At 39.9% G+C, this 14,341-nt stretch carries 12 protein-coding genes and 1 riboswitch; of the genes, 1 reads left to right on the forward strand and 11 read right to left on the reverse strand.

From position 1 onward, the window contains the following. Positions 1–406: 406 nt before the first annotated feature. The 3 genes from glnA to JNUCC52_RS07890 form a co-directional block, all read right to left on the reverse strand. Entirely contained in the window at positions 407–1,741 is a 1,335-nt protein-coding gene (glnA, locus tag JNUCC52_RS07880) for a type I glutamate--ammonia ligase (protein WP_228134411.1), read from the reverse strand. Positions 1,742–1,822: 81 nt separating this feature from the next. Beyond that, positions 1,823–2,197, reverse strand: a complete 375-nt coding sequence (locus tag JNUCC52_RS07885) for a MerR family transcriptional regulator (RefSeq protein ID WP_228134410.1) — start codon at positions 2,195–2,197, stop codon at positions 1,823–1,825. Between the two features lie 529 nt (positions 2,198–2,726). After that, positions 2,727–3,977, reverse strand: a complete 1,251-nt coding sequence (locus JNUCC52_RS07890) for a methionine gamma-lyase family protein (protein WP_337981879.1) — start codon at positions 3,975–3,977, stop codon at positions 2,727–2,729. A 147-nt stretch (positions 3,978–4,124) separates the two neighbouring features. Here JNUCC52_RS07890 and JNUCC52_RS07895 point away from each other — a divergent pair, with 147 nt between their 5' ends. Next, entirely contained in the window at positions 4,125–4,730 is a 606-nt protein-coding gene (locus tag JNUCC52_RS07895) for a trimeric intracellular cation channel family protein (protein WP_228134408.1), read from the forward strand. 461 nt (positions 4,731–5,191) lie between these two features. Here JNUCC52_RS07895 and cobT read toward each other — a convergent pair whose 3' ends face one another. From cobT to mutL, 8 genes are all read right to left on the reverse strand, one after another. Continuing rightward, positions 5,192–6,250, reverse strand: a complete 1,059-nt coding sequence (gene cobT / locus JNUCC52_RS07900; protein ID WP_337982202.1) for a nicotinate-nucleotide--dimethylbenzimidazole phosphoribosyltransferase — start codon at positions 6,248–6,250, stop codon at positions 5,192–5,194. A 105-nt stretch (positions 6,251–6,355) separates the two neighbouring features. After that, positions 6,356–6,532: riboswitch (cobalamin riboswitch) on the reverse strand. Positions 6,533–6,675: 143 nt separating this feature from the next. Further along, on the reverse strand, positions 6,676–6,978 hold the full coding sequence (locus JNUCC52_RS07905; RefSeq protein ID WP_228134407.1) for a rhodanese-like domain-containing protein: 303 nt from the start codon (positions 6,976–6,978) through the stop codon (positions 6,676–6,678). 95 nt (positions 6,979–7,073) lie between these two features. Continuing rightward, entirely contained in the window at positions 7,074–7,304 is a 231-nt protein-coding gene (hfq, locus tag JNUCC52_RS07910; RefSeq protein WP_228134406.1) for an RNA chaperone Hfq, read from the reverse strand. A gap of 98 nt (positions 7,305–7,402) precedes the next feature. After that, positions 7,403–8,296, reverse strand: a complete 894-nt coding sequence (miaA, locus tag JNUCC52_RS07915) for a tRNA (adenosine(37)-N6)-dimethylallyltransferase MiaA (RefSeq protein ID WP_337981880.1) — start codon at positions 8,294–8,296, stop codon at positions 7,403–7,405. Further along, positions 8,283–9,203: an alpha/beta fold hydrolase gene (locus JNUCC52_RS07920; protein ID WP_337981881.1), complete on the reverse strand. Its 921-nt coding sequence runs from the start codon at positions 9,201–9,203 to the stop codon at positions 8,283–8,285. The genes miaA and JNUCC52_RS07920 overlap by 14 nt, the downstream gene beginning before the upstream one ends. A 1-nt stretch (position 9,204) precedes the next feature. Beyond that, positions 9,205–10,851 carry a glycerol-3-phosphate dehydrogenase/oxidase gene (locus JNUCC52_RS07925; RefSeq protein WP_337981882.1) on the reverse strand — a complete coding sequence of 549 codons (1,647 nt, stop codon included), beginning with the start codon at positions 10,849–10,851 and terminating at the stop codon, positions 9,205–9,207. 18 nt (positions 10,852–10,869) lie between these two features. Then, a complete protein-coding gene (gene glpK, locus JNUCC52_RS07930) occupies positions 10,870–12,363 on the reverse strand; it encodes a glycerol kinase GlpK (RefSeq protein WP_228134403.1) in 1,494 nt (497 codons plus the stop codon). An 85-nt stretch (positions 12,364–12,448) separates the two neighbouring features. Further along, entirely contained in the window at positions 12,449–14,341 is a 1,893-nt protein-coding gene (mutL, locus tag JNUCC52_RS07935) for a DNA mismatch repair endonuclease MutL (RefSeq protein ID WP_228134402.1), read from the reverse strand.

Here is a 14,341-nt window from a genome sequence, read left to right on the forward strand (position 1 = left end):
GTAATCACCACTAAATGGGTAATTCAATTACACATCACTTAATTGTACTAGGGGTTAAAAGAAGACGATACTAACAAATGTTAACGATATGACAATTAACATTCAAAATGATTCCTACAGCGAATAAACAAAAGAACTATACACCCAAAGGATATATAGACCTAGATTTGGAATGGCTTTCTCTAGATGAAATAATTGTTGCTCGAGCAACAGAAAACAAAGCGTGAAAATTGGGACGGGTTCCAACTATGTTTACAGCGCTATATGTAATAAATCTTGAATCAGGAGAACAAAGGCAGATTAATACAATAAAAAAGGTACTACATTATTAAAATGTAATACCTTTTTCGTAGTTTGATTATAAATATTTCACCCTAAATAACCTTAAGCCCCAACACTTTTTTGATTAATACATTTTTAAATATTGGTCGCGTTCCCATTGGTGTACTGTTGTACGGTACATGTCGAACTCGATTTCTTTTGCTTCTTTGAAGTTTGCGTAAATGTGCTCACCTAAAGCAGCTTGAGCTACTTTATCTTGCGCAAGTAATGTTAACGCATCGTCAAGCGCTGGTGGTAAGTTAGCAATACCGTTTGCTTTGCGCTCTTCTTCTGTCATTACATAAATATTGCGGTTAATTGCCGCTGGTGGTGTTAATTGTTGGCGAATACCTTCTAGACCCGCTTCTAAAATAACAGCCATCGCTAAATATGGGTTAGCTGATGGGTCCACTGAACGTACTTCTACACGAGTTGAAAGTCCGCGTGCAGATGGGATACGAATAAGTGGTGAACGGTTTTGTGCAGACCATGCAACGTAACATGGCGCTTCATAACCAGGAACTAATCGTTTATAAGAGTTAACAGTTGGGTTTGTTACAGCTGTGAATCCTTGTACGTGTGCAAGAACACCTGCCATGAATTGCATTGCTGTTTCAGAAAGGCCTAACTCAGTAGATTCATCATAGAATGCATTTTCTTTCCCTTTAAATAATGACACGTTAAAGTGCATACCAGAGCCTGCTTCACCAAATAACGGTTTTGGCATGAATGTTGCATGTAGGCCGTGTTTACGTGCAATTGTTTTAACAACTAGCTTGAACGTTTGGATGTTGTCACATGCTGTAATGGCATCTGCATATTTAAAGTCAATTTCATGTTGACCAGGTGCTACTTCGTGGTGAGAAGCTTCGATTTCAAAGCCCATTTCTTCTAGCTCTAACACGATATCACGACGGCAGTTTTCACCTAAATCAGTTGGTGCTAAGTCGAAATAACCACCGTGGTCGTTTACTTCTAACGTAGGTTCACCTTTTGCATCTAATTTGAATAAGAAGAATTCTGGCTCAGGCCCTAAGTTGAAGCTTGTAAAGCCCATTTCTTCCATTTTTTTAAGGATGCGTTTTAAATTGTTACGTGGGTCACCAGCGAATGGTTCGCCTTTAGCAGTGTATACGTCACAGATGAAACGTGCTACTTTCCCTTTTTCTGAAGTCCAAGGGAACACTACGAAAGAATCTAAATCAGGATATAAATACATATCTGATTCTTCGATACGCACGAAGCCTTCAATTGATGAGCCATCGAACATCATTTTGTTTTCTAGTGCTTTATCTAGTTGACTAACAGGAATTTCAACGTTTTTAATTGTACCTAGAATATCTGTAAATTGTAAACGTATGAAACTTACATTTTTTTCCTCGATTAAACTCTTGATGTCCTCTTTTGTGTATTTACCCACAGTTTTCCACACTCCTATAAATTGTCTAGCTTATATCTTTACCCTACCCTATTAAATAATAACCATCTAATAGTAGTTATTTTAATAGAATCGGGATAAATCCCCACGTCGGATAGATGATTTTTGCATGCGCTGTGCTTGACGCATTTCTTCGCGCATAATTTGACGTAATTCTGTGTCAGTTAAATCAGGTTCTTCAGCTGCAGCAGGATCCAATTTTTTAGCAAATAATTTTTTAATTTTCGCCATATTCATACCCTGCTCCAAGTAATCTTTTATTTCAAGAAGCGTATCGACGTCATTTAATGAAAACATTCGACGATTACCTTCAGTTCGGTGTGGCTCAATTAAATGGTGTTCTTCATAATAACGAATTTGGCGTGCCGAAAGCTCGGTCAATTGCATCACGATACTCATAGATAATAACGGCATCGTTCGTCTAATTTCACGACTCATTTAAGTCCCCCCAATACCCGCTTATCATATAACGAAAAATTTTCACTGTCAACAAAGATGTAAGGTTTCCTAACATGTATTTTTAATTTTTTTTTGAATTGATGAAAAATTGTTAAAAACTATAAAAAGATAGTCCAAGCTTTAGCCAAACTCGAAATATTTTACAGTTCATCTTTAGTCTTCAATATAAGATTTCTGCGATTGGTTTCCGCCTCGGACGGACGCTTTTCTCGGGGCAAGAAAGTCGAAAACAGCATTTGACACTTTTTGTATACAATCTTTTTAGATTCAATCATATGAAAATATAGAATGCTGCATATGCTCCTTTTTAGCATGCGTAACTTCAACAGCTCTTTATGTATGTCACTACAATAAAATGGCGTTTCCACTCGTTCTGTTCCTGCTGACCTATTGAGATATTGCTTTAATTCACTAGCTTTAGTATGAAAGCAAAACAGCTAGCATTCATATTACGATAAAACCCCCACCACAAATCCGTGATGGGGGTTGTCTAACATCTATTTATAGCTTATTTTCGTAAGCTTTGGACCGCGCTACAAATGGCAAATTTCACGTGCTCGTATGTCAATCCACCTTGAATAAATGCTGTATATGGCGGACGAATTGGACCATCTGCTGTTAGTTCAATGCTTGAGCCTTGAATAAATGTACCCGCTGCCATGATGACATCATCTTCATAGCCAGGCATGTATGCAGGCTCAGGGGCATAATGCGCATTTATCGGTGAGTTTGCTTGAATTTCACGACAGAATGCAACCATTTGATCTGCTGTTTTAAACGATACTGATTGAATTAAATCTGTACGCTCAGCATGAAAGCTAGGGAATGTGTTCATGCCCGCTTCCTCTAGCATAGCTGCTGTGAAAATGGCGCCCTTTAACGCTTGACTAACCACATGCGGTGCTAGGAAAAACCCTTGATAGAAATCACCAAGTGTATTTAATGTTGCACCTGCTTCTGCTCCAATACCTGGTGATGTCATTCGATAAGCACATTTTTCAACTAAATCAGCTCTACCTGCAATATAGCCTCCTATTTTGGCTAAGCCACCACCTGGATTTTTAATAAGAGAACCTGCCATTAAGTCTGCACCTACTTCTGTAGGTTCCTGTGCCTCTACAAATTCACCGTAGCAGTTATCAACAAAAATAACGGCATGTGGGGCCAATTCTCGTACTTTCTCACACATTTCTGCAATTTGTGAGATCGTAAAGGATGGACGCGTTGCATAGCCCTTTGAACGTTGAATCGCTATCATTTTAGTATTAGGCGTTATAGCTGCAGCGACTGCCGTCCAATCAATCGTTTCGTTATCGATTAAATCTACATGGCGATAGCCAATTTTATAATCTTTCAGTGAACCTGTATCTTTGTCACCACCATCGACAATTGATTGTAGCGTGTCATATGGTTGACCTGAAATATAAAGTAATTCATCACCTGGTCGAAGCACACCGAATAGACTAAGCGTAATCGCATGTGTACCAGATATAATTTGCGGACGGACTATCGCTGCCTCTGCTCCGAAAACTTGTGCATATACACGCTCAAGATTGTCACGTCCCTCGTCATCATAGCCATAGCCATTAGAAGGGTGTAAATGATAATCACTTACTTGATGTGCTCTGAAGGCGGAAAGTACTTTTTGCTGATTGAAGAACGCCATATCCTCTACTTTCTTGTGATAAGGTCGCACCTTTTCTTCTATTTTTTCCGCTAATGTTAACGTCTCTGCTGTTAAATGGGTTGTAAATGTCATTGTTTTCGTCTCCGTTTCAAATTGTTCTTTCCTATCTTATCAATTTGTTTGCAACCCTGCAAAAATTGCTATTGTGTCTAGCTGTTAAATGCGCTAAGCTAAGGGGCGGACTTACTACAATTTATTCTCGTTTAAGGAGGGAAAGTGATGGCTTGGGAAGTTTTTAGCATCATTGGGACAATTGCCTTCGCTATTTCCGGAGCAATAATAGCAATGGAAGAAGAATACGATTTATTCGGTGTATATATACTTGGCATTGTAACTGCTTTTGGTGGTGGGGCCATTCGTAATTTATTGATTGGTCTACCTGTGACAACATTATGGGGGCAAGATATGATGTTCCAAATTGCGATTGCTGCTATTACTATATTTTTTATTTTTCCACATCATCTTATACAGCATTGGCACCGTTGGGGCAATTTCACAGATGCTATTGGTTTATCGGCTTTTGCGATACAAGGTGCATTGTACGCTGTCAAACTCAATATGCCTATTAGTGCCGTAATTGTTGCTGCTGTTTTAACTGGTTCAGGCGGTGGTATTGTTCGTGATTTATTGGCAGGACGTAAACCACTTGTTCTCCGCGATGAAATTTACGGTGTATGGGCAGCACTTGCTGGCCTACTTATTGGACTGGAGTTACTGCCAGGAGACATCTTCTTATATGCATTATTCGGAGTCATTACGATATTACGAGTTCTTTCTTATATGAAGAAATGGCGTTTGCCATTACGGAAATTAAATCGAGCATAAGCAATACCTTCTATTCATTCTTTTGCAGTATATAAAGAAGAAAATACGAGTTGATGGTAGCGAAGGCGGTGACTCCTGCAGGAACTGCACGCATAGTAAGACGCAACAAACGACGCGACAGCGACGGTTGCGGCTTACGATGTGCCCGCGGAAAGCACCCCCGCAGCGGACATCAACGGCACCGTAAAAAAGGGCTAGTTTCATTCTTTTGCAGTAAATAAAAAATTAGAAGAGAATACGAGTTGATGGGAGCGAAGGCGGTGACTCCTGCGGGAACAGCACGCTCAGTAAGACGCAACAAACGACGCGACAGCGACGGTTGCGGCTTACGGTGTGCCCGCGGAAAGCACCCCTGCAGCGGACATCAACGGCGCAGTAAAAAATTGCTAGATTGATTCCAGTCAATCTAACACTTTTTCTCTTTTGTCCTCGCTCGAAGCTTTGACCTCTCAAATGCCCCATCACTTCTCTTCAACTAGCGCCATCGTTTCTGCTAATGTAGCCATATTGCTCATCATCGAACAAGCTGCATCTAGAATTGGAAAGGCTAGTGCTGCACCAGAGCCCTCTCCCAATCGCATATTCATATGAAGCATCGGCTCAACTCCTAGCAATTCGGCTGCTATTTTGGCACCCGGCTCTTCAGAGGCATGTGAAGGTATAATATAGTCTTGTACTTTTGGTTCAAGTTCATATGCTATTAGTGCTGCTATTGTAGAAATAAAGCCATCAATCACAACTGGTTTCCGATTTGCAGCTGCAGCTAGGATACTACCCGCCATCGCACCTATTTCTAACCCTCCCACTTTTGCAAGTATATCCAGCGCATCATGACGATTAGGTTTATTTATTTCAATGGCCTTTTGAATAATCGCTACTTTATGTTCAATTCCTCCTGCCCCAAGCCCTGCACCGAATCCCGTCACTTCCTGTGGATGACAACCACGAAGTACTGATAATATAGCCGCACTCGGTGTTGTATTGCCGATGCCCATTTCACCTGTACCAAGAACATTTGCCCCTTTTGCTATTTCTGCTGTTGCAATTTCAATACCTACTTCAATTGACTGGATTGCCTCTTCCCTTGTCATTGCTGGACCTTTTGCCATATTGTCTGTACCATGCTTAATTTTTTTCATTAACACCTTAGCATCAAGCGGTATATCCTCTTTGACTCCAACATCTACCGTTACAATTTTTGCATTTGTTATTTTGGCAATTGCACAAACACCTGTTACCCCTTTAGGGAAATTTAATGTTTGTAAAAACGTGACATTTTGCGGATTTGATGTTACCCCCTCTTCACAAACACCATGATCAGCTGCACAAACAATGATTACTTTGTTATCAAGTTTTGGATATAGTTCTCCCGTAATACCAGCTAATTGTATAGCTAGCGACTCCAGTTTCCCTAAACTGCTTGGAGGCTTGCTAAGTGAATCAATACGTTCCTTAGCTTTTTCCTTCATTGTATTATTAGTAGGTTGAATGCGTTGAATCGTTTGTTGTAATAATTGCATCATCATCTCTCCTTTTTTTAGCCATTTACATATAGAATGAAAAAAAATAGAAAAGCCTGTAGTTTATTTCATAACAAATAAACTACAGACTTTTCCATCGTCTATATCATTCAAAGCAATTAGGCAGGTCTCCTGGCTCAATTTCAACATTTTATAGAACCTTCCCAGCATAACGCTAGTGGTATTTTCTATAAAACTCCATTTTACAGTGGTGGGACCGCTAAAGCATTTCACTTTATTCCCTATTCTCCCATAATGGGCACCTAATGCTTTTATGTAATTACTTTAAATTTACGATAAAGTTTTTTTCGTGTCAATATTGGATAAAGTTTGCGTGACAGCATTTTGTGCACTGCCAATGTTAAGTATAAACTAAATAAAATAAGGTATTTAACAACTGAATTGTTAAATACCTGTGACCTACATTATTTAAATTCTAATTCCCCATCATAAGCAAGCATGCCGCCTTCTAGGTTTGTTACATCAAAGCCTTGTGCTTCTAAATATGCACATGCATTTGCTGAGCGTCCGCCAGCTTTACAGACGATAATGTAAGGTTTAGATCTATCTATTTCTTCTAAGCGCTCAGGGATTGTTCCAAGTGCAATATGCTTAGCGCCTGGAATGACACCTTGTGCTACCTCGTCATCTTCTCGCACATCGATAATGTATAAGTCCTCGTTCGCATCTAGTTGTTCTAATAATTGCGTTGTATCCATCGATTTCATCTTTACAGTCCTCCAATATATCAATTTCCTATTACATTATAGCGTGAACGAAAAAAAACAGCTAGTGATGTAACACTAGCTGCCTAAAAATGACTCTATTCTTCTGTCTCTAAAAATTCGACTTGCTTTGCTGGAACGAAAGTAGAAATTGCGTGTTTGTAAATGAGATGCTGTTTACTTTCAGCATCGACTAGTAATACTGTAAAGTTATCATAGGATTTCACTGTTCCTTTTAGCTGGAACCCGTTTAACAGAAACACAGTTACAAAAACACTGTTTTTACGTAGATGGTTCAAAAACGTATCTTGCAAATTGATTGATTTCATAGAATGCGCCTCCCCTACTCTCTTTCTACCTCTTCATTCCTATAGTAGCATGTTATCCCAATTTATCAATTAGTAATTTTTAGAAATTATTAAAGTTTTTAGTCTTTTTCAATAAAATGAATATCCATCTTATTGCGGAAATAAGTAAGTTGTCTTTTCGCATAGCGACGAGAATTTTGTTTTAAATTTTCAATTGCTTCTTCTAAAGTGCATCGACCATCTAAGTAATCATATATTTCCTTATAGCCAATTGCCTGAATTGACTGTACGCCTCGAATATTTTGCTGCCACAACCCTTGTACTTCTTGCAACAGCCCTTTGTCCATCATCAAATCTACTCTGCGATTTATGCGATCATATAACGCATCGCGTGACATATTTTCACCTAACCCTATAATTAAATGGCGATAAAGGGGGATTTCTCCTCGATTGTGTTCTTCTGAGGCTTTTGAAACACCACTTAATTCAATCATTTCTAATGCTCGAATGACGCGTCGCGTATTGTTAGGGTGAATTGTTTCCGCCGTTTTCGGATCCAATGCTAATAGTTTTGCATGCATTGCTTCAGGACCTAACTTTTCTAGCTCCTCATAATAAGCCTTTCGTGCTACCTCATCTACTTGCTCCTCGGTAAATTGGAAATCATAGAGCACGGCTTGTACATATAACCCAGAGCCTCCAACAATAATTGGTAGCTTTCCTCGTGCTTGTATTTCACTAATTTTGGCACGTACCAATTTTTGATAATCTGCTACCGAAAAGGATTCTGTAGGCTCCTTGAAGCTTAATAAATGATGTGGGACACCTTGCATCTCTTCCGCAGTAATTTTCGCAGTACCAATATCTAGGCCTTTATAAATTTGCATGGAATCGCCGTTAATAATTTCACCATTAAACTTTTTTGCTAACTCAATGCTCAGTGCTGTTTTACCAGAGGCTGTTGGTCCTACGATTGCTACAACCTCTGCTTGCTGTATTTTATTTTGTATCATACTTTTCTAACCACCGTAATAAAACTTGATGAACCGCCTGATGATTGTCTTCATTTAAAATTTCATGTCGCTTATCTTCAAATAAATAGACTGTAACATCCTGTACACCTGCTGCTGCAAAGCGCTCTGCCACATTATACACACCGTGACCACCATCTCCAACAGGGTCCTTGCTACCACTTATCAAAAGGATCGGTAAGTTTTTATTTATTTTTTCAATCTCATTTTTTCGATTCAGTACCATAAGACCCGCCGTTAAATCAACAAAAAATTGATTGGTTGGTATAAAGCCACAATATGGATCATCAATATATTTTTGCACCTCGTGCTCTACAGAACATAACCAATCATATGCTGTTTTAGCATTTGGAACTTGCTTATTGAAGCTCCCAAAGCTCAATTTGTTTAGTAAAGGGCTCTCCATCTCTTTGCCTCGTTGCATTGCCAATACTTGTGCGACATAATGCCCAATCTTATGCAGTGTTGAGACATTACCTGTTCCACAAAGTATAACGTTATCCACGTCATTGCTGTAAAGTTGAATATACCTTCTAGCAATGAAAGAACCCATACTATGTCCGAACAAGATGAATGGCACATCTGCAAATTGAGCATGCATAGCTACAATCACTTCATGAGCATCTTCTACAACACGATCAAAACCATTTTTTTCAGCGAAAAAGCCTAATGTGCCGTTGTAAGATGCCGTTTCTCCATGCCCACGATGATCATGCATCGTCACTGCATAACCTGCTACACATAATTTTTGAGCAAATTTTATATAGCGACCACTATGCTCTGCCATGCCATGTAAAATATGAATATGACCTATGCATGGAATAGTCGGCGTTAATGTTCGCGTAAACACAAAATGTCCATCTGACATTTTCATATAACGCTCTTCCATATTACACCTCCACATCCGCAAAACTTGTCGCATCGATTATGGCTTGTTCTAATTGCGCAACATAGGTATTTCTTTGAGATTCTGAATAGTGAAAACGCTGTTGCATTACTTGAATTACTTGCTCCTTATATCGTTTCACTGCATCAATATCAAAGTATAATAATCCCGTGCGACGAATAAAGAAATCACAAGGTGTGTACACCATTTCCGCTTCTATACCATAGAGCAGCATCGCATGTAACACGAGAGGCATTGTACTGCCATGCTCATGTAAATACTTCACCTGATCAAATAAAGCGTCCACATTCGTTCCATACTTTTGCACAAGATGCTTCGCTTCATCATAGTTCAGGCCATACTGCACACCTTCTCTTGCTTTATACGCAGTGTAATCAGGGAAATTAATGGCATTAATGCCCTTTGCACCAGATAGAGATAGTTCACGTGTCATACATGGACTAGCATGCTTAAATTTATGAGTTTTGACGATTTTATCAACGATTGTTTCTGCCATTTGGCGGTAGCCTGTTAACTTGCCACCTGCAATCGTCATCAAACCACTTGATGCTGTCCAAATCTCATCTTTACGCGAAATTTCAGAAGGGTCTTTCCCCTTTTCGAAAATAAGTGGACGTACACCTGCCCAAGAAGATTCAATTGTTTCTCTTGTAATTTCGGCTGTAGGAAAAATATTTTTAGCAGCTTCAATTAAATAATCTACATCTTGTTGTGTTGCAGTTGGGTGTATAGGATTTCCTTCATAAACTGTATCCGTTGTCCCTATATAAGTTTTACCATCACGAGGAATAGCAAAAGCCATCCGACCATCTGGAATATCAAAATAGACGGCCTGTTGTAATGGGAAATGCTTTTGATTGAGGACGATATGGACACCTTTTGTCAGGCGTAATTGCTTTTTGTCCAACGCTTTATCCTTTTGTCGTACTTCATCTACCCAAGGGCCAGTAGCATTGACAATTTGCGCAGCATGAACTTCCACTACTTTTCCTGTTACATGATCTTTTACTTTTGCGCCAATTAGCTTTTTCTTGTTATATAAAAATCCTGTCATTTCCGCATAGTTTACACAAAGTGCGCCGTATTCAACCGCTTTTTTTAGCACTTCAATCGTTAACCGTGCATCATCTGTACGATATTCGACATAATAGCCACCTCCAACGAGCTCATCTCGCTTTAATAGAGGCTCAAGCGCTGCTGTTTCTTGTGCACTTAGCATTGTGCGGCGTTCTTTCTTTTTGACACCTGCTAATCGGTCATATACTTTTAATGCAATTGAAGTCGTTAAAGGACCAAGTGAACCATGCTTATATAAAGGCAACAGCATTTTTTCAGGTGTCGTTACATGAACAGCATTATCATAAACGATTTCGCGTTCACGTCCAACTTCAGCCACTACCCCCATATCAAATTGTTTTAAATATCGAAGTCCTCCGTGGATAAGCTTTGTCGAACGGCTTGATGTACCAGCAGCAAAGTCCTGCATCTCAATTAGTGCGACTGATAATCCTCTTGACGCGGCATCAAGTGCAATTCCAGCACCTGTAATACCACCCCCAATTACTAAAACGTCAAAGCTATATTGCTCTAAATAATCGATAATTTTAGGTCGATGCTCAAATGAAAACATACTTTCTCCCCCCATTAGCTATGATTTAAATATACGTGTAGCCTCCACAGCTCTTTGCCAGCCCGCATATAAATTTGCGCTTTGCTCTGTGGTCATTTTAGGTTGATAGGTTTGCCCATTTGCCCATAATGCAGCTAACGCCTCTTTATTTTCCCAAAATCCTGTTGCAAGTCCTGCTAAATAGGCTGCCCCGAGTGCAGTCGATTCATTAAGCTTTGCTAACTCCACCTCTAACTGTAAAATATCACTTTGAAATTGCATTAAGAAGCCGTTACTTACAGCTCCACCATCTACTCGCAATACTTCAATTGGCATGCTCGCAGCTTCCTTCATTGCATCCAGTACATCTTTCGTCTGGTAAGCCAATGATTCAAGCGTTGCGCGGATAAAATGCTCTTTAGAAGTCCCCCGCGTCAAACCAAAAATAGCGCCACGAGCATCCGTATCCCAGTATGGTGTTCCTAATCCTACAAATGCAGGTACTACGTATACACCATCTGTATCAGCTACCTTTGTTGCATATTTTTCAGATTCCTTAGCAGTGCGAATCATTCGAAGACCATCGCGCAACCATTGAATTGCTGAACCTGCCACAAAAACACTGCCCTCTAACGCATAAGTCACCGTGCCATCAATGCCCCAAGCAATCGTTGTAAGCAAGCCATTTTCAGAATGGATTGCCTGTTCGCCCGTGTTTAACAACATAAAACAGCCAGTGCCATACGTATTTTTAGCCATGCCTTTCGCAAAGCAAGTTTGACCAAAGAGTGCTGCCTGCTGGTCACCAGCAATGCCTGCAATTGGCGTTTCCTCACCAAAAAATATACTTGGTGCTGTTTTCGTATAAATCTCTGACGAATTTCTTACTTCTGGTAACATCGTCATTGGAATATTTAATAGTTCACAAAGCTCTTCGTCCCATTTTAGTTCATGGATGTTATAAAGTAATGTCCGCGCCGCATTTGAATAATCCGTAATATGTGCCTTCCCTTTTGATAATCGCCAAACAATCCAAGAATCAATCGTGCCAAATAGTAAATCGCCATTTTCTGCCTTATGACGTGCCCCTTCAACATTGTCTAAAATCCATTTAATTTTTGTTGCAGAGAAATAAGAATCGAGACGTAACCCTGTCTTTTGCTGAAACATTTTTTCATAGCCTTGTTCCTTTAGCTCTGAAACAATATCCTGCGTTTGTCTTGATTGCCAAACGATAGCATTGTAAACAGGCTGACCAGTATGTTTATCCCAAACTACCGTAGTTTCCCGCTGATTTGTAATGCCAATTGCATGGACCTCACTTGCTTCATGACCACTTTCAGTTAACACAGCTGCTATAACTGCGAGCACTGATCCCCAAATTTCATTGGCGTTATGCTCCACCCAGCCTGCCTTCGGAAAATACTGCTGAAATTCCTTTTGGGCAACATGGACAATTTCACCTTTATGATTGAATAAAATCGCTCTTGAGCTTGTCGTCCCTTGATCAATTGCTAAAATAAATTCACCCATTCATTCTCCCCCTTAGGTTTTCACACCAGGCTCTTGATCGCTGTAGCTTTTCTTTATTGACTGCGACCACATTGCTTAGCTATTACTACATTACCCGTTTGAACATTTTTTCCACTTCATAGGTTGTAAAATGAATTAGTACTGGCCGACCATGCGGACAAGTAAATGGATTATCTGCTTCACGTAAATCATCTAGCAATGCAACCATTTGCTCTTTCGTTAAATAATGATTAGCCTTAATAGACTTTTTACAGCTCATCATAATAGCTGCCGCCTCACGCATTTTTTTAACATCCGCTTTTTTTGTCGTCAACACTTGCTCAATTAAATCCTCAATAATGTCTTGCTCCTCGCCATTTGGGAACCAACTTGGGTGCTCACGAATCACAAATGATGACTGTCCAAAATCCTCTAAAAACACGCCAACTGCCTCTAGCTGCTGTTTATTTTCACGCAGTATAAGCGCCTCATCTGCTGCGTAATGGAAGGTCAAGGGAAGTAATAATGTCTGTCGTTCGTTCGGATTAACTTGCCCAACCTTTTCACGGAAAAATTCGTATTTAATACGCTCCTGTGCGGCATGTTGGTCGATTAAATAAAAGCCGTCCTCCATTTGCGCCACAATATATGTCCCATGAATTTGTCCTACAACCTCAAGAGCAGGGAATGGTTCTTTTTTAGGCTCTTCTATTTGAGTTTCTTCAATGTGAGGCTCCTCATTTAAAATTTCGCTATGCGCTATTGGTGCCTCTACTTCAACCTGATTAGTTTCTAATTGTTGCATTGGTTGCCAGCTCTCTTTTGTAACAGTAGCTGGGGCTAAAGGCTCCTCGTCGGGCAATATGCTAGATTCCTGAACAGTTTGCGCATCATAAAGCTTTTCAACGATAGCATTCATTTTTTCGACGTCCAGCTTCGGGGTAGGCTTCCATATATTTAACTGTTCTGTTGCGGGTTTCGGAATTTTTTCTTTCTTTTCCATTAGAGGTACACGCATCACTTCTCGAATTTTGCCACGAATCGTTTCTTCGATTAATTTTAGTAGCTCTGGTTCTTTACTTAAACGGATTTGATGTTTCGCTGGATGGACATTTACGTCTGTTAAATAAGGATCGCCTTCAATATAAAGTGCTACAATTGGAAAACGTTCAATGGGTAAATACGTATGATACGCATCGATAATTGCCTTTTGCACCAAATAATGCTTCACCCAACGACCATTGACAAACAGCGACATATAATTTTTAGAAGCACGTGTCACCTCTGGTAAAGATACAAAGCCCGACACCTTATAGTCATGGGATTCCCCTTGAAACGGCACCATTTTTTTCGCATTATGCACGCCATAAATTGCGGCCAGTACTTGCTGTACATCGCCTCGTCCATTTGTCTGTAATAACTGCTGACCATTATGTAGCAATCGAAACGCAATTTGGGGATTACCAAGCGCTAGACGGTTCATAAGATCAATTGTATGTCCAAGCTCTGTTTGTATCGTTTTCATATATTTTAAACGTGCAGGTGTATTGAAAAATAGCTGTGCCACTGTAATATCTGTTCCTTTACGTAAAGGCCCAGGCTTTTGCATTTTTACATGGCCTCCCTCTAATTCCACATACGTCCCTGATTCACCAGTTGAAGTTATCATCGTCATTTTAGATACCGATGCAATGGATGCTAATGCCTCCCCACGAAATCCTAATGTACGAATACGAAATAAATCATGCTCCTGATGAATCTTACTTGTTGCATGGCGTGAGAAAGAGATCAGTGCGTCTTCCTCATCCATCCCACTACCATTATCAATTACTTGAATTGAAGTGAGGCCCGCTTCTAGTAAAAAGACATCAATGGACGTACTACCAGCATCAATCGCATTTTCGACTAATTCTTTCACTACAGACGCTGGTCGTTCTACTACTTCCCCCGCGGCAATTCTATTGGATAGCCACGCGTCCATAATTTGAATTTTCCCCAT

Source organism: Lysinibacillus sp. JNUCC-52 (genome assembly GCF_015999545.1).
Lineage (GTDB): Bacteria > Bacillota > Bacilli > Bacillales_A > Planococcaceae > Lysinibacillus.